General features: G+C 67.5%; 18 protein-coding genes. 10 read left to right on the top strand and 8 right to left on the bottom strand.

The window, feature by feature from the left end:
• Positions 1 to 42 precede the first annotated feature (42 nt).
• Positions 43 to 1002, top strand: coding sequence for a ribonuclease T2 family protein (locus tag FZN60_RS19750; protein WP_158875234.1), 960 nt, complete (start codon positions 43 to 45; stop codon positions 1000 to 1002).
• Between the two features lie 207 nt (positions 1003 to 1209).
• On the opposite strand, the gene FZN60_RS19745 is transcribed toward FZN60_RS19750, so the two are convergent.
• Positions 1210 to 1500, bottom strand: a complete 291-nt coding sequence (locus FZN60_RS19745) for a Dabb family protein (RefSeq protein ID WP_158875233.1) — start codon at positions 1498 to 1500, stop codon at positions 1210 to 1212.
• Positions 1501 to 1687: 187 nt separating this feature from the next.
• Here FZN60_RS19745 and ettA point away from each other — a divergent pair, with 187 nt between their 5' ends.
• The gene (gene ettA, locus FZN60_RS19740) at positions 1688 to 3337 is read left to right on the top strand and encodes an energy-dependent translational throttle protein EttA (RefSeq protein WP_158875232.1); all 1650 of its coding nucleotides are present in this window, start codon (positions 1688 to 1690) and stop codon (positions 3335 to 3337) included.
• Positions 3338 to 3444: 107 nt separating this feature from the next.
• On the opposite strand, the gene FZN60_RS19735 is transcribed toward ettA, so the two are convergent.
• Together FZN60_RS19735 and FZN60_RS19730 are read right to left on the bottom strand one after the other, a co-directional pair.
• The gene (locus FZN60_RS19735) at positions 3445 to 4647 is read right to left on the bottom strand and encodes a pyridoxal phosphate-dependent aminotransferase (protein ID WP_158875231.1); all 1203 of its coding nucleotides are present in this window, start codon (positions 4645 to 4647) and stop codon (positions 3445 to 3447) included.
• 147 nt (positions 4648 to 4794) lie between these two features.
• Positions 4795 to 5325 (bottom strand): superoxide dismutase family protein, encoded by a 531-nt coding sequence (locus FZN60_RS19730; protein ID WP_158875230.1) that lies wholly within the window; start codon positions 5323 to 5325, stop codon positions 4795 to 4797.
• Between the two features lie 176 nt (positions 5326 to 5501).
• Between FZN60_RS19730 and FZN60_RS19725 the strand changes: the two genes are divergently transcribed.
• The 5 genes from FZN60_RS19725 (at position 5502) to FZN60_RS19705 (ending at position 10415) form a co-directional block, all read left to right on the top strand.
• Positions 5502 to 6398, top strand: coding sequence for a DMT family transporter (locus tag FZN60_RS19725; protein WP_158875229.1), 897 nt, complete (start codon positions 5502 to 5504; stop codon positions 6396 to 6398).
• A gap of 68 nt (positions 6399 to 6466) precedes the next feature.
• Positions 6467 to 6871 (top strand): acyl-CoA thioesterase, encoded by a 405-nt coding sequence (locus FZN60_RS19720; RefSeq protein ID WP_158875228.1) that lies wholly within the window; start codon positions 6467 to 6469, stop codon positions 6869 to 6871.
• A 254-nt stretch (positions 6872 to 7125) separates the two neighbouring features.
• Positions 7126 to 7728, top strand: coding sequence for an OB-fold-containig protein (locus FZN60_RS19715; RefSeq protein ID WP_158875227.1), 603 nt, complete (start codon positions 7126 to 7128; stop codon positions 7726 to 7728).
• 49 nt (positions 7729 to 7777) lie between these two features.
• Entirely contained in the window at positions 7778 to 9442 is a 1665-nt protein-coding gene (locus FZN60_RS19710) for a flotillin family protein (RefSeq protein ID WP_158875226.1), read from the top strand.
• Positions 9443 to 9659: 217 nt separating this feature from the next.
• Positions 9660 to 10415, top strand: coding sequence for an SAM-dependent methyltransferase (locus tag FZN60_RS19705; RefSeq protein ID WP_158875225.1), 756 nt, complete (start codon positions 9660 to 9662; stop codon positions 10413 to 10415).
• 108 nt (positions 10416 to 10523) lie between these two features.
• Here FZN60_RS19705 and FZN60_RS19700 read toward each other — a convergent pair whose 3' ends face one another.
• Together FZN60_RS19700 and FZN60_RS29020 are read right to left on the bottom strand one after the other, a co-directional pair.
• Positions 10524 to 10784, bottom strand: coding sequence for a SemiSWEET family sugar transporter (locus tag FZN60_RS19700; RefSeq protein ID WP_158875224.1), 261 nt, complete (start codon positions 10782 to 10784; stop codon positions 10524 to 10526).
• Positions 10785 to 10922: 138 nt separating this feature from the next.
• Positions 10923 to 12128 carry an extensin family protein gene (locus tag FZN60_RS29020; protein WP_246726997.1) on the bottom strand — a complete coding sequence of 402 codons (1206 nt, stop codon included), beginning with the start codon at positions 12126 to 12128 and terminating at the stop codon, positions 10923 to 10925.
• A 150-nt stretch (positions 12129 to 12278) separates the two neighbouring features.
• On the opposite strand from FZN60_RS29020, the gene FZN60_RS19690 reads away from it, so the two are divergent.
• Together FZN60_RS19690 and uvrB are read left to right on the top strand one after the other, a co-directional pair.
• Entirely contained in the window at positions 12279 to 13106 is an 828-nt protein-coding gene (locus FZN60_RS19690; RefSeq protein WP_158875223.1) for a LysM peptidoglycan-binding domain-containing protein, read from the top strand.
• A gap of 74 nt (positions 13107 to 13180) precedes the next feature.
• Positions 13181 to 16219, top strand: coding sequence for an excinuclease ABC subunit UvrB (gene uvrB, locus FZN60_RS19685; RefSeq protein ID WP_158875222.1), 3039 nt, complete (start codon positions 13181 to 13183; stop codon positions 16217 to 16219).
• An 8-nt stretch (positions 16220 to 16227) separates the two neighbouring features.
• On the opposite strand, the gene FZN60_RS19680 is transcribed toward uvrB, so the two are convergent.
• From FZN60_RS19680 to FZN60_RS19670, 3 genes are read right to left on the bottom strand one after another with little or no spacing between them, the layout of a single operon-like run.
• Positions 16228 to 16725: a PIN domain-containing protein gene (locus tag FZN60_RS19680; protein ID WP_158875221.1), complete on the bottom strand. Its 498-nt coding sequence runs from the start codon at positions 16723 to 16725 to the stop codon at positions 16228 to 16230.
• Complete coding sequence (locus FZN60_RS19675) at positions 16703 to 17791, bottom strand: ImmA/IrrE family metallo-endopeptidase (protein ID WP_158875220.1); 1089 nt, start codon at positions 17789 to 17791, stop codon at positions 16703 to 16705. The genes FZN60_RS19680 and FZN60_RS19675 overlap by 23 nt, the downstream gene beginning before the upstream one ends.
• 29 nt (positions 17792 to 17820) lie before the next feature.
• Entirely contained in the window at positions 17821 to 18381 is a 561-nt protein-coding gene (locus FZN60_RS19670) for an Nmad2 family putative nucleotide modification protein (RefSeq protein ID WP_158875219.1), read from the bottom strand.
• 491 nt (positions 18382 to 18872) lie between these two features.
• Here FZN60_RS19670 and FZN60_RS19665 point away from each other — a divergent pair, with 491 nt between their 5' ends.
• The gene (locus FZN60_RS19665) at positions 18873 to 19379 is read left to right on the top strand and encodes an IS630 family transposase (protein WP_158875218.1); all 507 of its coding nucleotides are present in this window, start codon (positions 18873 to 18875) and stop codon (positions 19377 to 19379) included.
• Positions 19380 to 19454: the final 75 nt, after the last annotated feature.

Genomic DNA, 19454 nt, shown 5'->3' with positions numbered 1-19454 from the left:
ACCCGTATCCCATCCCGGCGCCGATGCTCTACCTTGGCCGTCATGCGACCAATGATTCTCGCCGTTCTCACGCTTCTCCTCGCCGCGCCCGCCGCCGCGCAGGTGCCCATGACCGGCGACTTCGTCGCCTCGGCGCGCTGCCCGGCGCTGCAGTCGATCCGCGAGGAGAGCAATCCCGGCGGCGTCGCCGTCGAGCCCGGCCGGCGCTACGACCTTCTCGGCCGCAATGCCGACCGCGGCACGCACTATCTCCTGCGCATTCCCGGCGCCCGGCCGGAGCGCCGCTGGGTGGCCTTCGGCTGCGGCGAGGTGGTGGAATCGAACCAGTCCGCGCGCGGCGAACCGCCGCCGAGCCCGCCCGGCACCCCGGCGCGCGAGGGCCTGTCCGGCGAGGTCGTTCTCGCCGCCTCCTGGCAGCTCGCCTTCTGCGAGACCAAGCCCCGCGCGGCGGAGTGCCGGACCGGCAGCGGGCCCGTCCGCTTCAGCCTCCACGGCCTCTGGCCGCGCGGCGAATATTGCGGCGTCGAGGAGCTCGCGGGCCTGCCCTGGGCCGAGCTGCCGGAGCCGGACCTGACGCTTGCCGAGCGCGCCGCCCTCGAAGCCGTCATGCCCGGCGTCGCTTCCGGCCTCCATCGCCACGAATGGGCCAAGCACGGCACCTGCTCCGGCCTCGACGCCGACACCTACTACGCCGAGGCGATCCGCCTCGTGGAGGTCCTGAACGCCTCGCCCGTCGCCGCCCTCTTCGCCGAGAATCTCGGCGACAGGCTCGACGCGGGCGCCGTCCGCCAGGCCTTCGACGCCGCCTTCGGCCGCGGCGCGGGGCGGCGGGTGATGCTCGACTGCGCCCGCGACGGCCGCCGCACGCTTGTCGGCGAGCTGCGCATCAACCTGCGCTACGGCGCGACCTCCGACACCAGCCTCCCCGCCCTCCTCGCGGCAGCCGCCCCCGCCCCCGACGGCTGTCCCGGCGGCATCGTCGATCCGCCGGGCTTCCAGTAGGCCTCAGGCGTCGAAACCTCTCCCTTCTCCCGCTGGCGGGAGAAGGTGCCGGCAGGCGGATGAGGGTGGTTCATGAAGGCCGCGACGCCAGTCGTTTGCCTTGCCGCTCGCGCGGCCGACACCCTCACCCGGCCCGCTTCGCGGCCCACCCTCTCCCGCAAGCGGGCGAGGGAAGGCTCCCTTTTCGGCCGCAACTGCGGAACAACCTCACCCCTCGGCCTCGAAATCCGCCGACAGCCGCATCTCGCGCAGCGGCCGGACCTTCGCCGTCGTGTCGGCGTAGATCGGGTCCGCCTTGAACGCCGCCAGCGCGTCCCAGTCGGCGAACTCGCCGTAGACCACGATCTCGACCGTGTTCCCCATCGGGTCGACGCCGGCATTCTGCGCCACCTCGAAGCGACTCGCATGCGGGATCGCCCGCAGTGCGTCGAGGCCCCGGCGCACCTGGCTCGCCTCGATCCCCTTGGCCGCGGTGAAGAAGACGATGTGGCGGATCATGCGCGAGAATCCCGTGGTGCCCGTTCGGCCGGCGGCTGGCGCCGCGGCCTTCAAGCCCCCATCTGCAAGGGCAAGCCTCCGGTTTCAAGCGCTCGACGCGATCCATCGCGACGTCTTCCTTTTGGAGCGCCGGCCGGGTTAGAAGGCACCCAAATCCCGATCCCCGAGAACGCGACCGGAGCGGCTCATGGCACGCCAGTTCATCTACCATATGTCCGGCCTGACGAAGGCCTACGGCACCAAGAAGGTGCTGGAGAACATCCACCTGTCCTTCTACCCCAACGCCAAGATCGGCATCCTGGGCCCGAACGGCGCGGGTAAGTCGACCCTCCTCAAGATCATGGCGGGCTACGACACCGAGTTCACCGGCGAGGCCTGGGCTGCGGAAGGCGCGACCGTCGGCTACCTCGCGCAGGAGCCCAAGCTCGACGAGTCGAAGACGGTCTTCGAGAACGTCATGGAAGGCGTCGCCGACAAGCAGGCCATCCTCGACCGCTACAACGAGCTGATGATGAACTACTCCGACGAGACCGCGGAGGAAGGCGCCAAGCTCCAGGATCTCATCGACAGCCAGAACCTTTGGGACCTGGAGAACCAGGTCGAGATGGCGATGGACGCCCTGCGCTGCCCGCCGGCCGACGCCGAGGTCGGCCCGCTGTCCGGCGGCGAGAAGCGCCGCGTCGCGCTCTGCAAGCTGCTCCTCGCCAAGCCCGACATCCTGCTCCTGGACGAGCCGACCAACCACCTCGACGCCGAAACGATCGCCTGGCTGGAGAAGCACCTGCGCGAATACGAGGGCGCGGTGCTGATGATCACCCACGATCGCTACTTCCTCGACAACGTCACGGGCTGGATCCTCGAGCTCGACCGCGGCCGCGGCCTGCCCTACGAGGGCAACTACTCCTCCTATCTCGAGAAGAAGGCCAAGCGCCTCCAGCAGGAAGGCCGCGAGGACGACGCGCGCGGCCGGGCCATCGCCCGCGAACGCGAGTGGATCGGCCAGGGCGCCAAGGCCCGGCAGGCCAAGTCCAAGGCCCGCATCCGCGCCTATCACGAGCTCGTCGAGGCGGCGGAGAACCGCAAGCCCGCCGACGGCAAGATCGTCATCCCGACCGGCGAGCGCCTCGGCCAGCGCGTCATCGAGGTCGAGAACCTGACCAAGAGCTACGGCGACCGCGTCCTCATCGAGAACCTGTCGTTCAAGCTGCCGGCCGGCGGCATCGTCGGCATCATCGGCCCGAACGGCGCCGGCAAGACGACGCTGTTCCGCATGATCACCGGCCAGGAGAAGCCGGATTCCGGCGAGATCAAGATCGGCGAGACCGTCGATCTCGGCTATGTCGACCAGAGCCGCGACAACCTCAACCCGAACCACAACGTTTGGGAGGAGATCTCGGGCGGCGTCGACATCATGAAGCTCGGCAAGTACGAGATGAACAGCCGCGCCTATGTCGGCAACTTCAACTTCAAGGGTCCCGACCAGCAGCAGAAGGTCGGCACGCTCTCGGGCGGCCAGCGCAACCGCGTGCACTTGGCCAAGATGCTGAAGTCCGGCGCCAACGTCATCCTCCTGGACGAGCCGACCAACGACCTCGACACCGAGACGCTGACGGCCCTGGAGGACGCGCTGGAGGAATACGCGGGCTGCGCCGTGGTGATCAGCCACGATCGCATGTTCCTCGACCGGCTCGCCACGCACATCCTCGCCTTCGAGGGCGACAGCCACGTCGAATGGTTCGAGGGCAACTTCCAGGACTACGAGCAGGACAAGATCCGCCGCCTCGGCCCGGATTCGGTCAACCCCAAGCGCCCGACCTACAAGCGCCTGACGCGCTGACCGTCGCGAACAGCACGGACGGAAAAAGGGCGGAGCCTCGCGGCCCCGCCCTTTTTCATGTCCGACGCGCGCGGGAAGGCGGCAGCCGCCTCCAGCGACGCCGTGGCCTAGCGCAGCGAGCCGCAGAAGCGCTGGATGCGCGAGCAGGCGTCCTCCAGCAGCGTCTCGGAGGTCGCGTAGGAGATGCGGAAGTTGGGCCCGAGGCCGAAGGCCGAGCCGTGCACCACCGCGACGCCCTCGGCTTCGAGCAAGGCGGTCACGAAGTCCTCGTCCGTCTCGATGACCTTGCCGCTCTCCGTGCGCTTGCCGATCAGCCCCTTGCAGGAGGGGTAGACGTAGAAGGCGCCCTCGGGCGAGGGGCAGTCGATGCCGTTCGCCTGGTTCAGCATGGACACCACGAGGTCGCGGCGGCCCTGGAAGATCGCGCGGTTCTTCGGGATGAAGTCCTGGGTGCCGTTCAGCGCCTCCACCGCCGCCCACTGAGCGATGGAGCAGGCGCCCGAGGTCTGCTGGCCCTGGATCATGTCCATCGCCTTGATCAGCTTCAGCGGCCCGCCGGCATAGCCGATGCGCCAGCCGGTCATGGCATAGGCCTTCGACACGCCGTTGACGGTGAGGGTCCGCTCGTAGAGCGCGGGCTCCACTTCCGCCGGCGTCGTGAAGGTGAAGTCGCCGTAGACCAGGTGCTCGTACATGTCGTCGGTCATGACCCAGACGTGTTCGTGGCGCATGAGCACGTCGGTCAGCGCCTTCACCTCGGCACGGGTATAGGCCCCGCCCGTCGGGTTCGACGGGGAATTGAACAGGAACCACTTGGTCTTCGGCGTGATCGCCGCCTCCAGCGCCTCCGCCGTCAGCTTGAAGCCGTCTTCCTGGCGCGTCTCGACGATCACCGGCGTGCCGCCGCACAACGACACCATCTCCGGATAGCTCACCCAGTAGGGCGCGGCGATGATCACCTCGTCGCCCGGGTTCATCGTCGCCATGAAGGCGTTGAACAGGACGTGCTTGCCACCCGTCGAGACGATGGTCTGTTCGGGCTTGTAGTCGAGGTTGTTCTCGCGCTTGAACTTCTTCGAGATCGCCTCGCGCAGCTGCGGGATGCCGCTGATCGGGGTGTACTTCGTTTCGCCGCGGGCAATGGCGTCGACGGCCGCCTGCTTGATGTTCTCCGGCGTGTCGAAGTCCGGCTCGCCGGCGCCGAGGCCGATCACGTCGCGCCCCTGCGCCTTCAGCTCGCGCGCTTTCTGCGCGACGGCGATCGTGGCGGACGGCTTCACGCGGTCGAGGGCGGCGGCAAGAAACGCCATGGCGGGCAACTCCGGCAGGGATGCGCCGGGTTGAGCGAAGCGAATGATGGAGAGCCCGGCGCGAAAGCGCGCGGACCCTAGTGCGCCGCGGCGCCCCTCGCAAGGCGCCGCGGTGCGAAAAGCGGGGCGGAAAACCGCGGCCGCGTCTCAGGGCGCCGGCGGGATCACGCCGCAGGCGATGCGCCCGCCCGAATGTCCGGACGGATTGGTCAGGTAGTCGTCCGGCCCGGCATGCACCATGACCGCCGAGCCGTCCGAGTCCATCACCGGCGCGTCGCCGCCGGTCATGGTGAGCATCGGCGAGAAGGCCGAGAAGCGGGCCATGCCGCCGATCGATTCGAGGTTGGGAAGGTCGCCGGCATGCGGCCCGTTTTCGGCGAGGTAGCCGTGATCCTTGTCGGTCGGGTTGTAGTGGCCGCCGGCGGACTCAAAGTCGCCCTCGCACTGCCCCACGGCGTGGACGTGGAAGCCGTGCTCGCCTTCCGGCAGGCCGGTGAGGTCCGCGGCGAAGAGCAGCCCGTGCGGCGTCGACGTCACGGTGACGGTGCCGTGGTCGGTCCCGTCCGGCGCCTTCATCTGGATGGTGATCGCCTCCTGGGACCCGGCGTTCTGAGCGAGGGCGGCGGGGGCCGCGGCGAGAAGCAGGGCGGCGGCGAGGCCGGCGGATCGGATGATCATGGCGGAACGGTTCTCCCGGTGCGGATGAAGCTCTGTCGGGCCAACGGCCTCCCATGCCCCGCGTTCCCGCGTTGTCCTCACCTCCGCCTCACGCTCGCGCGAGCGCCCGCTTGGCCTGCCTTCCCCGAACCGCTAGGAAGACGCTTCCGCCCTGCCGAGCCTCGCGTCCCGTTCCCGTGTCCCGCCTCGCCGCCAACCTCCTCCTTCTCGCCGCCGGCGCCATCTGGGGCATGGGCTTCGTCGCCCAGACGACGGCCATGGAGCATGTCGGCCCCTGGACCTACACGGCCGCGCGCTTCCTGCTCGCGGCCCTGGCGCTCCTGCCCTTCGCCCTCGCGGAAGGGCGCGCGGCCGGCGCGGCGCCGATCGCCCGCCCCGACCGGCTCGGCTTCGTCGCCGTCGGCGCGGCGATCTTTCTCGGCTCGATCCTCCAGCAGCTCGGCATGCTGTCGACGAGCGTCACCAATGCCGGCTTCCTGACCGGCCTCTACGTCGTGTTCACGCCGTTTCTCGCCGTCCTGATCCTGCGCTCGCGCCCGCACTGGATCGTCTGGCCCGCCGCGCTCGCGGCCTTTATCGGCATCGTTCTTCTGGGCGGCGGGACCGTCGCCGCGCTCTCCTCCGGCGACCTTCTCGTGATCGGCGGCGCGCTGTTCTTCGCGGTCCAGATCACCCTCGTCGGCGTCTTCGTGAAGCGCACCGGCCGCCCGCTCACGCTGTCGGCGACGCAGTTCGGCGTCTGCGCCCTCGTCGCCCTCGCCTGCGCGCTCGTCATGGAGCCCGTCGATCCGGCCGGCATCCTCGCCGCCTGGCCCGAGATCGCCTATGGCGGCCTGTTCTCGATCGGCCTCGCCTTCACGCTGCAGACGGTCGGCCAGCGCTACACGACGCCGGCCCAGGCCGCGATCTTCCTGTCCTCCGAAGCGCTCTTCGCCGCGCTCTTCGGCGCCCTCTTCATGGGCGACCGCATCCCGCCGATCGGCTATCTCGGCTGCGCGCTGATCTTCGTCGCCATGCTCGCCGTCGAGGTCGTCCCGGTCCTGCGCCCCTCCTCCCGCCCGCGCACGGCCTGACTTTCCGCGCGTGCCGGTTTCGCCTATGCGTTGAAGGAGCGACACCACAGCGGCGAGGCGACGAAGCCATGCAGGCCACCGACGAACACCCGAAGGGCGACCTCACCATGCGCGTGCCCGCCATGCCGGGCGACGCCAACGCCAACGGCGACATCTTCGGCGGCTGGGTCATGTCGCAGATGGACCTGTCGGCGGGCATCCGCGGCGCCGAGCGCGCCCGCGGCCGCGTCGCGACCGCCGCCGTCAACGCCCTGTCCTTCAAGCGCCCGGTCAAGATCGGCGACACGCTCTGCGTCTACACCCGCCTGACCAAGGTCGGCCGCACTTCCATGACCATGGACGTCGAGGCCTGGGCCCAGCGCCGCCTCACCCGCGAGCAGGTCAAGGTCACCGAAGCCGTCTTCGTCATGGTCGCCATCGACGAGGACGGCCGCCCCGTCGAAGTGCCGCCGGAGTCCGACCAGGCCGGTTGAAGCACCGGAGCGCCTTCGCCTCTTCCCCGCACCAGCCCCTCCCGCCACCGGGCCGGAAGCTCGCGTTAACCGCCGGACGCCCTGGGTCGTTGACAACCCTACGGTGCCCGATCACCCTCGCGCGGCTTGCGAACAAATCGGGAGTGAAGGGCGGTTGAGTTCGGTCTCATGCTAGGCGGCGCGATGGATCCGCAGACCTGCCTCGTTCGAATCCGCGTCCGGAACGACGCCCGGGCCGGCAGCGGGATCCGGCGATGATCGCGGACGCGCTGGCGGCCTCGCCCCTCTTTTTCTACCCGCTGGCGGCCGGCCTCGCGCTCGGCCTTCTGCAGATCCTTCTCTTCTTCGTCGGCCACCTGCCGCTGTCCGACGCGATCGAGCACGCCGTCGAGGGCACGCAGCTCGGCGAAGCCTTCGACTGGCTGAACCTCGGCCGCGTTCCCGTCGCGATCCTCCTGATGCTCCTCCTGATCACCTTCGGCTTCGTCGGAATCGTGCTCGAGAGCCTCTTGCCCGCCATGCCGGCCTGGAGCTTCGCCCTCGTCGCCGCGCCGGCCGCCGTCGGCGCGACGAAGGTCGTCGGCGACCGGATCGCCCGCATCCTGCCCCGCGACGAGACCTATGCCGTGACGGCGGCCGAGTTCGTCGGCCTGGAGGGCACGGTCACGCTCGGCCCGCTCGACGACGGTCTCGCCGGCAGCGTCGCCGTCCGCGACAGGCACGGCGACGTGCACACGCTGCGCGCCCGCCCCGTCGATCGCGGAACGGTCATCCAACAGGGCAGCCACATCGTCGTGGTCGCCCGCGACGAAACCCACAAGGGGCGCGTCTTCCTCGTTATGCCCTTCCCGGCCTGACCCGTCTTCCAGCCGCCTTCGCGTCATCGCGCATCAAGGGACCGGACCCATGAACACCCTCATCGAGCTCGCGACGTCCGCCGCCATCGTGCTCGTCGTCGTCCTGGCGATCGGCTTCACCTTCGCCCGCCTTTATCGCCGGGCCGAGCGCGACGAGGCCTTCGTGCGCACCGGCGTCGGCGGCCGCAAGGTCGTCAAGGACGGCGGCGCCGTCGTCCTGCCGATCCTCCACGCCCTGGCGCGGGTCAAGCTCAACACGGTGAAGCTCGCGGTCGACCGCCGCCGCGAGGACGCGCTCATCACCAAGGACCGCATGCGCGTCGACATTCGCGCCGAGTTCTACGTGCGCGTCGACGGCAGCGACGAGGGCATCGCGCTCGCCGCCCAGACGCTCGGCGACCGGGTCAACGAACCCGCCGCGATCCAGGACCTCGTGGAAGCCAAGCTCGTCGACGCGCTGCGTTCGGTCGCCGCCCTCAACACGCTGGACGAGCTGCACGAGAACCGCGCCGGCTTCGTGAAGGCGGTGCAGGACGCGGTGGAAACCGACCTTCGCTCCAACGGGCTGGAGCTCGAAACCGTCAGTCTCACCGGCCTCGACCAGACGGCGAAGGAATACTTCAACGAGACCAACGCTTTCGACGCCGTCGGCCTCGCCCGCCTGACCGAGATCACCGAGGCGCGGCGCAAGCAGCGCAACGAGATCACCCGCCAGACCGAGGTCGCCATCGCCGAGCAGGACCTCGATGCCTCGCAGAAGCGCTTCGCGCTGCGCCGGCAGGAGGAGGAGGCTCGCCTCAACCAGGAGCGCGACATCGCCAACAAGGAGGCGGAAACGCGCGCCGAGCGTGCCAGGGCCGAGGAGACCGCCAAGCAGGCCGAGCAGGAAGCGGCGATCGACCGCGAGCGCCAGATCGCGCAGCGCACCGCCGAGGCCCACAAGTCCAAGGAGGAGGCCCGCATCGCCTCCGAGCGTCAGGTCGAGATCGCCAAGCAGGACAAGGCCGTGGCGATCGCGGTGAAGAGCGAGGAAACCTCGCGCGCCGAGGCCCAGGCCCGCGATGCGGAAGCGCTCGCCGTCGCGGCGATGGAAAAGGTGCAGACCGCCCGCGACCGCGAGATCGCCGACCGCGCGCGCACCATCGCCGTCATCAAGGCGCAGGAGCAGGCCGAGGCCGAGGCCGTGTCGGTGACCGTCGGCGCCGATGCCGAGAAGAAGGCGGCCGAGGACCGCGCCGAGGCGATCCTGACCGCCGCTCGCGCCGAGGCCAGTGCCACCAAGATCCGCGCCGAGGCGACCCAGGCGGAGGGCGAGGCGGAGGCCGCCGCCATCCGCGCCAAGAACGAGGCGAACGCGATGATTCCGCCCGCCTTCGTGGAGTTCGAGCTGATGCAGGCCCGCATCCGCATGCTGCCGGAGGCGCTGAAGGCCCTGATGGAGCCGACCTCGCGCATCGAGAGCATCCGCGTCGTCGACACCTCCGGCTTCTCGGCCGGACGCTCCGACGGCGGAGCCGCGGCCGCCGCGGGTGCTTCGGGCCCCGGCAACCTCGCCGACCAGCTCCTCCGCTTTTCCGGCAACAAGCCGCTCGTCGACGCGATCCTCACCGAAGCCGGCTTTCCCAGCGCCGGCGGCTCGCTCAAGGACCTCCTCTCCCCGTCCTCCCAGCCCAGCGCGGGACCGCCGAAAGGCATGGACGGCGCCGGAAGCTGACGCGTCACCCAAGGCGGTCCGGCGTCCAGTCTAAGACGTGCGTCGACCACGACAGTCTCGAATGGAACGACGACCTCGCGCGTCCCAATGGTGAGCCGTTCACCGGCACCGTGGTCTCGCTCGACCCGGACGGCTCCTTCTGTCTTCACGAAAGGCTCCGCGATGAATCGGCTTCTCTTCGGCGTCGCCTCTTCGTTCGAGCTGGAGGACCATCCCAATGGCCTCTGAGAGCGAAGCGTTGCTCGAGGCGCTGGTCGCCCTGCACGGCGCCATGAAACGGCAGGGGCCCGGCGACGACGCCCTGACCCGCCGCTTGATCGAGCGTCTCCCGCGATTGCCCGGCAAGCCCCGCGTCGCGGACCTGGGCTGCGGGACCGGAGCGTCGGCCTTTGTTCTGGCTGAAATGCTTGGTGTTCCGATCGACTGCGTCGACGCGTCCGCCGACTTCGTCGCGATCCTCGAAGCGCGTGCCGCAGCGCTAGGCCTCGGCCACCTGATCCGCGGTCGCGTCGGCGACATGGCGACCTACCGCCATCCGGACGGACCGTTGAATCTTCTCTGGTCCGAGGGCGCCGCGTACCATCTGACCTTCCCCGGTGCGCTCTCGACCTGGCGCCCGATCCTGAACCCGGGTGGCTTCGCGGTGATCTCGGAGCTGACATGGTTCAAGACGGATCGGCCCACGAATGTCGAGGCGTTCTGGGCGGCGACCTATCCCCAACTCGCCGACGAAGCGACCAACATCGTGACCGCGCAGGCCAGCGGCTTCGAGGTCCTGTTCACCGAGCGTCTTCCGTCGAACGCCTGGCGCGAGAACTACTACGGTCCTTTGAGCGCGCGGGCCGACGAGTTGTCGGCGGAGGCATCCGAGGCGATGCGCGGCGTCATCGAAGAGACCCGCCGCGAGATCGCGCTCTTCGAAGAAGCCGACGAGTCCTTCGGCTACACCTTCTACGGCTTGAAGGCGGTTTGATCGCGCGGGCGGCTGCGACCCGGCCGCCCGTTCGTCACGCCGGACCGAAGCGCGTGTTTGCGGCGGAGGCGGTCGACCGTCGCATGAGGCTGCCGCATGAGGCTGGGATCACCCGTAGCGCAGCTTGAAGCCGACGATCACCAGGATCAGCAGGAGCGTCGAGCCGTTGGCGAGGATCACCGGCGCCGAGGCGATGGCGAGGCCGTAGATCAGCCAGAGCGCGACGCCGCTCGCCAGGAGGGCGTTGGTGGCGAGCGAGATGCCCGATGTCTGGCGGGTGCGCGCCAAGGCCAGGATCTGCGGAATCCAGCAAAGCGTGGTGATCACGGCGGCAAGGGCGCCGATCCATTCGATCGAGGGCGAGAGCATGTAACGTGTCCTGAAGGCGCTCGGCCGCGCCTTATTCACCCTAGCCGGCGGAACCTGCGCCGGCCATTCACGTCCGGGCGGAGACGACGATTGCGAAGGCGCCGTGGCGGCGGTGCATCGACCTGCGCCGCGACCGCCTCACTTGCAGACCGTGCGGCGCCGCTCCTTCAGGTCGAGGTGGAAGTGGTCGTTGTGCGCCCGGTTGTAGCCCGGCCCGAGCACCGTGCCGAAATACTCGCAGGCCGAAAGGCGCACCATGTTCTGGAAGCTCTTCTCCGAAAAATCGAAGAACCCCTTCGGCTCGACGCGGATCGTGTCGCCGTTGGCCATCTTGAAGCCGGCGATGTCGACGGCGTTGCCCGTCGCGTGTTCGCTGACCGTGCGCGAGCCGGCAATGCGCGAGCAGCGGTAGGATGAGGCGTTCACGAGCGCGGTCGGGCGCGTCCAGAGCTTCCAGCGCGCCGCCGGCTTCACCTCCTGGGACACCCACTGCGACAGGCGCGCGGCGGCCATGCAGTTCAGCGTCGCGGCCGGCTTCACGGCGACGTCGCCGGCGACCCCCGTCACGCGCACGGGATAGGGCACGCCGCAGGAGCGGCTCTTGTTGATCGGCTCGACGTCCGTGAAGGTGACGCCGAGCTGCGTCAGGATCTTGCGGCACTGCGCCTCGCCGCGCGGCATCGGCGCGTAGCCGCTGATCGTGCGGCCCGTGTCCTCGCGCGGCTCGCCGCGGCCCGGCCGCGCCCGCGGCGGGGGGGCGCGCGTGACGTGCTCGGGCACGGACGACACCCCGGGCGACAGGTCCTGCAGCCCCGCCCAGGGATCGGCGGCCGGGGGCGTCAGCGCCGCGTCGTAGATCGGCTGCGAGCCGACGGCGCGGCCGGGCGCCATCGGTGCGGGCGCCGCGGAAATCGGCGCGGGCGCGGCTTGCGGAGCCGCCTCGGGCTCCCCGAAGGTCGGCTCCTGGTAGGACTCGCCGCCCATCAGGTCGCGGTAGAGATCGTCGACGCTCGGCTCCGGCGGCGCGAGGCGCGCCGGCTCCGGCCCGGGGTCGAAGCTCGATGCTGCGGCCCCGCCGTCCTGCGGCACCGAAGCCTGCGGCACGGCGGCGCGGGGCACGGGGTCGGCGGCGCCGTCGGCGCGCGGCGCGCTCGGGCGGTAGATCGGCTGGCCGCTCGCGTCGAGCTGCGGCGCCGAGCCGCCCCAGACGAGCTGGCCGCCGCCCGGCAGCGCCGCCTCGGGCGCGAAGGCCACCTGGGCCGAGGCCGGCGCGCAGATCGCCGCGCCCGCTGCCGCGAGGCAGACGGACGCGGCGAGGCGCCATCCGAGAAAACGCAACACCATCGGACGGTCTTTCCGTTCCCGCGGGTTGATCGCCGCGGATAGCGACAGGCTAGCTTCGCGTGGTAAGCGCGCGGTAAACGTGCCCTTGCCCGGCTACCGGTCCATCGTCCGGGCCGCGCCGCCGGCGGGCGCCAGGGAGGCTCGCGCAGCATGCGCTACACATCGATCCGTCTCGTCGCGGCCGCCGCCGCGGTCCTGTCCGTCCTGCCCGCAGGCTTCCCGCCCGCGGCGCAGGCGCAGGCCTACTGCTCCGCGCAGGTGCGCGTCGGCCCCGGCGACACGCTCTACGCCATCGCGCGGCGCTGCGGCGTTCCGCCCGAGGTGATCCTCGACGCCAATCCGCGCGTCGACTTCGACCGTCTCCAGGTCGGCCAGAGCGTGTCCGTGCCCCGCCCGATCGGCGGCGGCGGAGGCGGCGGCTTCACGCCCGCCCCGCCCCCGCCGCGCGAGCCCCCGCCCCCGCCGCCGCCGCGGCGCTCGGACCGCGCCAACCTGTCGATCGACCGCGGGCCCATCGAGCCCGGCGGCACGGCCTTGATCCGCCTGTCGGGCTTCGGCCAGCGCGAGACCGTCACCGTCACCGCCGGCCCGGCGCGCGGCCGCCAGCTGACGCAGTACCAGGGCCGCGTTCCGCCCGGCCGCGCGACGATCGTCGAGATCGACATCCCGAGCCGCGCCCGCCCCGGCGAGCGCTGGATCGTCGAGGCGCAGGGCGACCGCGGCTCCTACGCCTCGTCCGAGTTCCGGGTCGACGAGCCCGACATCGGCGGCGAGGAGATCACGGTCTCCGGCGTCCTCACCAACGAGGGCGCGGAGTGCCCGACGCTGCGCGCCCGCAACGGCCTCTTCTCGCTGTCCGGCCGCCTCGGCCGCTTCCATCCCGGCGACATCGTCACCGTCACCGGCGTCCTCACGGACTACTCCGTCTGCCAGCAGGGCCAGACCATCGAGGTCGACGAGATCCGGCCGGCCCGCTGAGGAGAGCTCAGGGAAGGGCGAAACGTTCGCGTTTTGCCCTTCTTTTCGCCTGGGCTTTCGCCCATATTCCGGCCATGGCCGAGAGCAAGAAGACGTCCAAGCCGCGCCGTTCGCCGGTGCTCGATTATCACGACGCGGCCGAGCGGCTGCATCCCGGCTTCGGCGAGGCGCCGCAGGCGTCCTTCGAGGGCGAGCCCGCCGGCAGCCTCGGCGGCCCCTTCTCCGGCTGGGCCGACTCGATCGCCCAGAGCCTGGAGGAAGAGGCCGAGCGCAAGGCCGCAGCGCCCCCGAAGAAGGCGAAGAAGCCCGCCGCCCCTGCCGACGCGCCGAAGAACCGCACGTCCCGCGGCACCTCGATCGGCGCGGCCACCGACCCGAAGGCCCGCGCTGCCGCCGGCCTCAACCCCGTCTCCGGCCTGAACATCGCCCTCGAGGACGCCGGCGCCCTGCCGCCCGGCGGCGTCACCGCCACCGTCGAGGCGCTGACCCGGCTGATCTCCGAGGGCAACCCGCTCCTCAAGAACGGCGAGATCTGGGTCCCCCACCGCCCCGCCCGGCCCGAGAAGTCGGAAGGCGGCGTGCCCTTCCGCATCGCCTCGGACTACACGCCCCGCGGCGACCAGCCCACCGCTATTCGTGACCTCGTCTCGGGCATCACCGAGGATCACGACCAGACGCAGGTGCTTCTCGGCGTCACCGGCTCGGGCAAGACCTTCACGGTTGCCAACGTCATCGAGCGCACCCAGCGCCCGGCCCTGATCCTCGCGCCCAACAAGACGCTCGCCGCCCAGCTCTACGGGGAGTTCAAGAACTTCTTCCCCGACAACGCGGTCGAGTACTTCGTCTCCTACTACGACTACTACCAGCCCGAGGCCTACGTGCCGCGCTCGGACACCTTCATCGAGAAGGAGTCCTCGATCAACGAGCAGATCGACCGCATGCGCCACGCCGCCACGCGCGCCCTCCTCGAGCGCGACGACTGCATCATCGTCGCCTCGGTGTCCTGCATCTACGGTATCGGCTCGGTCGAGACCTATACCGCCATGACCTTCAAGATGGCCGTCGGCGACCGGCTCGACCAGCGCCAGCTCCTCGCCGACCTCGTCGCCCAGCAGTACAAGCGCCGCGACATGGACTTCACGCGCGGCTCCTTCCGCGTCCGGGGCGACACGATCGAGATCTTCCCCGCCCACCTGGAGGACCGCGCCTGGCGCATCTCGCTCTTCGGCGACGAGATCGAGGCGATCCAGGAGTTCGACCCGCTCACCGGCAAGAAGACCGACGACCTGAAGTCGGTAAAGATCTACGCCAACTCGCACTACGTCACGCCCCGCCCGACGCTCCAGCAGGCGGTCAAGTCCATCAAGGCGGAGCTGCGCCAGCGCCTCGACGAGCTGACCCGCGCCGGCCGCCTCCTGGAGGCGCAGAGGCTGGAGCAGCGCGTCGGCTTCGACGTCGAGATGATCGAGGCCACCGGCTCCTGCAACGGCATCGAGAACTATTCGCGCTACCTCACCGGCCGCCAGCCCGGCCACCCGCCGCCCACCCTCTTCGAATACCTGCCCGACAACGCCCTCGTCTTCATCGACGAGAGCCACGTCACCGTGCCGCAGATCGGCGCCATGTATCGCGGCGACTTCCGCCGCAAGGCGACGCTCGCCGAATACGGCTTCCGCCTGCCCTCCTGCATGGACAACCGCCCGCTTCGCTTCGAGGAGTGGAACGCCATGCGCCCGCAGACCGTCGCGGTCTCGGCCACCCCCGGCCCCTGGGAGATGAACGAGGCCGGCGGCGTCTTCGCCGAGCAGGTCATCCGCCCGACCGGCCTCACCGACCCGCCCGTCGAGATCCGCCCCGCCAGAGCCCAGGTCGACGACCTCCTCGGCGAGATCCGCGAGACCGTCGCCAAGGGCTACCGCGTCCTCGCCACCGTTCTCACCAAGCGCATGGCCGAGGACCTCACGGAGTATCTCCACGAGCAGGGCGTGCGCGTGCGCTACATGCACTCCGACATCGACACGCTGGAGCGCATCGAGATCATCCGGGATCTCCGCCTCGGCGCCTTCGACGTGCTCGTCGGCATCAACCTCCTGCGCGAGGGCCTGGACATCCCGGAATGCGGCCTCGTCGCCATCCTCGACGCCGACAAGGAAGGCTTCCTCCGTTCGGAAACCTCGCTCATCCAGACCATCGGCCGCGCCGCGCGCAACGTCGACGGCCGCGTCATCCTCTATGCCGACCACACCACCGGCTCGATGGAGCGGGCCATCGCCGAGACCAACCGGCGCCGCGAGAAGCAGGAGGCTTACAACCAGGCGAACGGCATCACGCCGCAGAGCGTGAAGGCCAAGATCGCCGACATCCTCGATTCCTACTACGAGAAGGACCACGTCCGGGTCGATGCCGGGCCGCTCGCGGCGGAAGGCGCCATGGTCGGCGCCAACCTCAAGGCGCACCTGGAGCACATGGAAAAGCAGATGCGGGACGCCGCCGCCGATCTCGACTTCGAGAAGGCCGCGCGCCTGCGCGACGAGATCCGCCGCCTCCAGGCGACCGAGCTCGCCGCCGCCGCCGATCCCCTCGCCCGCGACCTCGACGTCGAGGCCTTCATGGAGGACGGCCCCTCGGCCTATCCCTCCGGCGCCCCCGCCGCCAAGGGCCGCGGCCGCGGCAAGAAGCCCGCCCAGGCCAACAGCCGCTTCGGCCCCCGCGGCGAGCCCCTCGCCCCGCGCGGCCCGGCCTTCGTGCCCCCCGCCCCGGCGCCGGGCGCGGACGCCCCGGCCGCCAACCACCGCAATCCCGTCTTCGGCCCCGGCGGCGAGCCCATCGCCTCGCGCCTGCGCGGCGAGTCCGACGACGCCCCCTCCTACTTCCAGCGCCCCTCGCTCGACGACATGGGCCCCGGCACCGACACGCCGACGCCCGACCGCCCCTCCCTCTTCCGCAAGAACACCCTCGACGAAATGACCGTCCGCCGCACCGAAAAGCCGAGCGGCGCCGACGACGCCAAGCCGGTCAGGCGCGAGAAGGTCGGGCTGGGCTCATACGAGGACCCGGCGGAGACGTCGAAGCGGAAGCGGCGGCCTTCGAAGACGGGACGGCCGGGGCGTTAGGGATGGTGCTAAGCGATGATCTTTCTTGACGAAAAATCGAACTGAGGAAGAAATCCGCCTGCGTCTCTCATTTCCTTCAAACAGGAAATCGCCTCCGCGGCAGTCAATGCTCCACAATCGATACACTTACAAAGAAGACCAAGCGTTCCTGTGATCTCTCCTGTAACACCCTCCTTCGACGCAGCTTTGCGAGCCTTCTTATCGTCGATAAGAATTCCGAATGAGGCTTGCCGTGCAATAAGGATGCACTCAGCCTCACCAACTCCTATCCTATATTTCTGAGATATGGCGGCAACTTGGCTCGCCGTTATCAACGAACCATCGAACTCTTGTAGGAGATTCCGCTGGAGAAGTTCTGCGATTTGAGGCTCGAAAGATAACGACTCCAATCTCACCAATCCCTGGATGTGCAGCCTATATGCACCGCTTGCAAAGATGCGGTCGCAGACCGATGCATTCCCGATATTGATCAATGCACAGGAATCAATGATGATATCGCCCAGCATGCTCGCCCAATAAAGCCTCAACTCTCAAACCCAATGCGTAAGCCGCCTCCTCAGATGAACAAAGACCTCTCTCGATATACGGCTTCATATCATTGATCATCTTATTTGGAACTAAAAGCCATGACTTATCCGGCCTACTCCCAAGACCTAGATGTGTCGCATACTTTTCCGGGGAGCCAAATTTCTGCTTGATGTATTCGTTTAATTTCGCAGCCCCGCCTTTCGGCAATAGCTCCAACGATTCTAGACGGCGTCCAGCGACGTAAAAGCTAACTCCAAATTTTCGAGCAATCCTGAGTATTTCAGGAGCTGTTAAACTCTCTGGAGCCCCTGGGTTCTCTGTTCTGTAATCCCTAATTTCGTGAACTACTCCAATTCTCGGAATCAGCAGAGCAGCGGCAAACTCATTCGCAAAACGCTCTTCCTTTGTATTGGATCGAGTCGCTCTTAGAACATCCTGATCCAACCAAACTTCACTTACTTCACCCGTGAGATCTGAAAGCAAATGAGCAAGCTCATGCGCTAAGGTAAAAAGCATACGCATGTTATTGCGCAGCGACAGAAAGACTAGCGCCTTGCCTTCATTTCTAAATGAGAGACCATCTATGCTTCTGAATGAGCCCACTATGAGGCCAACGCCGAGCGTATCGTAGAGTATACAATCGAGATTAAGCAGCGGCTGGGCATCTTCCACAGCAAGAAACTGCCTGCGGACTATCGTAGCGAGCGCTTCCGCCGCATCTCGCCGCTTCGGAAGATTAGAGAACTTCGGAGCGCCGCTGATCAAAATCGAGTGCTGTGCTAATATGCGCATTCTTTCGAAAATGTAGCCGTATTCACTGACCGCTAGAAGCTCGTTAGAGTAATTGAAATTACAGCGCAGACGGGTTTGATCGGATGCAGCCGCATCAGGTGCAACAATCAAGTCACGAGGAGCGATTTGCAATCCTCGTGCTATTGCCACTACCTCCGTGATAGTCGGGTCGCCACCTCCCTCCAGCTCAGCACACCGCTGCATTGACAAGCCCGACTTCTCAGCGAGCTTGTCAACGCTGATATTGCGCAACGCCAAATATGTCGCGAGAGCCGACACTACTACCCCAATGCTCTTTTCATTTCACGAATCATCGTCTGAATTTGAGCCGCATCCACTCGTCTCCACCGTCCAACGATATCAAAAGCCCTATTCGCCTTTTTTTCGAAGACATTCTCGATTATGTTGTGTGTTCGAGATCGCATTTTTTCCGCTTGCTCAGCGTTTCGAGCATATACACTTTCTCGACCGACCAAGTAATTAGATCGCCGGCGCTCGAAGTTTGAATGATCATCCAAAGGATGGTGCTCGCCATCCGCATTCACAATTATATTTCCAGCTATATGGCCATTCTCATCTTGTACCAATCTGTAATCGGGGAAACGAGCATGCGCCTCCAGAGCATCAATTTTCTCGTCAACTTTGAAGCCACCAACTATGTAAGGGACCTTGTCTGGAACGCGTCCGCTCAGTGCGAAGACCCAATCACCCACCTCAACATGCTCTCTAATATTTGGCACGCAGGCACCTAAGGTAGAAACATCCCCGAATATCGGATCATTGAACTTCCAGCCCAACGAGATATCCGCCCCGCTATAGAGTTTATAAATATATCCTTTCATTTTCCATCCCAATACTTGATCTCACCTGTCGCTGCCTGAAGCATGCCATCATAATGCAAGCTCGTCGCAACAAATGCGTCCCGAACGGCAACTCCGATCTCTACCTCCATCTCACTCGGAACGGAACTTCCAGCAACTTGTAATGCCCGTCGCGCATGCTCCTGATCCATAGGGCCATGCAACTCGTATGTCCGTACGTCTGATGGTCGGAACCCGTACAACTCAGTGTATGCAGTAAATATACTCGGACATATTTCGCTGTAGAATTTTTCCACGCATCCGGCCCCGATCATATGATGCAGCGGGCCTCGATCAGCGATGTCCTTGTACATGGCTATCGCAGCAGCATTTCCCGGCGTAGGAAGTGAGCGTCGTATCCTATCTTCAGTTACTCCGTTGGAAATTATACCGCCGAGCGGATGAACTGACTCGGGCGTGATTTGGCGTCGAAGGGTGAAGGTGCTTTCCTGAGTTTCGAAAGGAGGCTCGGGATGGCGTTGGAGATCAGGACCGATCGTTCGGTGGCCGAACTGAGGCGATTGGCGCGGCGCGAAACGAACGGGCGCGTGGCCTCGCGCCTCCACGCTCTGGCGAACGCGCTGTCGGGGATGAGCCGGGCGCAGGCGGCGGAAGCGGCTGGCATGGACCGGCAGACCCTTCGGGACTGGGTCGTGCGCTACAACGCCGAAGGACCCGCTGGCCTTCGCGATCGACCTAAGGGGCATCCGAAGCCAAGGCTCAGCGAGGGCGAACAGGCCAGCCTAGCCGCCGCGATCTTCCGCGGTCCCGATCCGGATCAGGACGGGCTGTCGTCCTGGACGCTGCCGACCCTTTGCGAGCTGATCGAGGCACGCTTTGGCAAGCGGCTGCATCCCGCCAGCCTGTCGCGCATCCTGCGCGCCAACGGCTTCTCGCGCCAGAAGGCTCGCCCTTCCCATCCGCGCAAGGACGAGAAGGCGCAGGAGCGCTTCAAAAAAGGGGGCTCGCCCAAGCCCTGAGGGCGGCGCGCGCGGCTCACCCGGACAAGCGCATCGCGCTCTGGTTCCAGGACGAGGCCCGGGTCGGGCAGAAGG

It is taken from the genome of Antarcticirhabdus aurantiaca, from assembly GCF_009765365.1.
In the GTDB taxonomy this organism is placed as follows: Bacteria; Pseudomonadota; Alphaproteobacteria; order Rhizobiales; family Rhizobiaceae; genus Antarcticirhabdus; species Antarcticirhabdus aurantiaca.
This window is presented reverse-complemented; position numbering and strand designations above follow the sequence as displayed.

Coding starts and splice junctions, on each gene's coding strand:
- FZN60_RS19750 (WP_158875234.1), top strand. CDS start 43: ATGCGACCAATGATTCTCGCCGTTCTCACGCTTCTCCTCGCCGCGCCC.
- FZN60_RS19745 (WP_158875233.1), bottom strand. CDS start 1,500: ATGATCCGCCACATCGTCTTCTTCACCGCGGCCAAGGGGATCGAGGCG.
- ettA (WP_158875232.1), top strand. CDS start 1,688: ATGGCACGCCAGTTCATCTACCATATGTCCGGCCTGACGAAGGCCTAC.
- FZN60_RS19735 (WP_158875231.1), bottom strand. CDS start 4,647: ATGGCGTTTCTTGCCGCCGCCCTCGACCGCGTGAAGCCGTCCGCCACG.
- FZN60_RS19730 (WP_158875230.1), bottom strand. CDS start 5,325: ATGATCATCCGATCCGCCGGCCTCGCCGCCGCCCTGCTTCTCGCCGCG.
- FZN60_RS19720 (WP_158875228.1), top strand. CDS start 6,467: ATGCAGGCCACCGACGAACACCCGAAGGGCGACCTCACCATGCGCGTG.
- FZN60_RS19715 (WP_158875227.1), top strand. CDS start 7,126: ATGATCGCGGACGCGCTGGCGGCCTCGCCCCTCTTTTTCTACCCGCTG.
- FZN60_RS19710 (WP_158875226.1), top strand. CDS start 7,778: ATGAACACCCTCATCGAGCTCGCGACGTCCGCCGCCATCGTGCTCGTC.
- FZN60_RS19705 (WP_158875225.1), top strand. CDS start 9,660: ATGGCCTCTGAGAGCGAAGCGTTGCTCGAGGCGCTGGTCGCCCTGCAC.
- FZN60_RS19700 (WP_158875224.1), bottom strand. CDS start 10,784: ATGCTCTCGCCCTCGATCGAATGGATCGGCGCCCTTGCCGCCGTGATC.
- FZN60_RS29020 (WP_246726997.1), bottom strand. CDS start 12,128: ATGGTGTTGCGTTTTCTCGGATGGCGCCTCGCCGCGTCCGTCTGCCTC.
- FZN60_RS19690 (WP_158875223.1), top strand. CDS start 12,279: ATGCGCTACACATCGATCCGTCTCGTCGCGGCCGCCGCCGCGGTCCTG.
- uvrB (WP_158875222.1), top strand. CDS start 13,181: ATGGCCGAGAGCAAGAAGACGTCCAAGCCGCGCCGTTCGCCGGTGCTC.
- FZN60_RS19680 (WP_158875221.1), bottom strand. CDS start 16,725: ATGCTGGGCGATATCATCATTGATTCCTGTGCATTGATCAATATCGGG.
- FZN60_RS19670 (WP_158875219.1), bottom strand. CDS start 18,381: ATGAAAGGATATATTTATAAACTCTATAGCGGGGCGGATATCTCGTTG.
- FZN60_RS19665 (WP_158875218.1), top strand. CDS start 18,873: ATGGCGTTGGAGATCAGGACCGATCGTTCGGTGGCCGAACTGAGGCGA.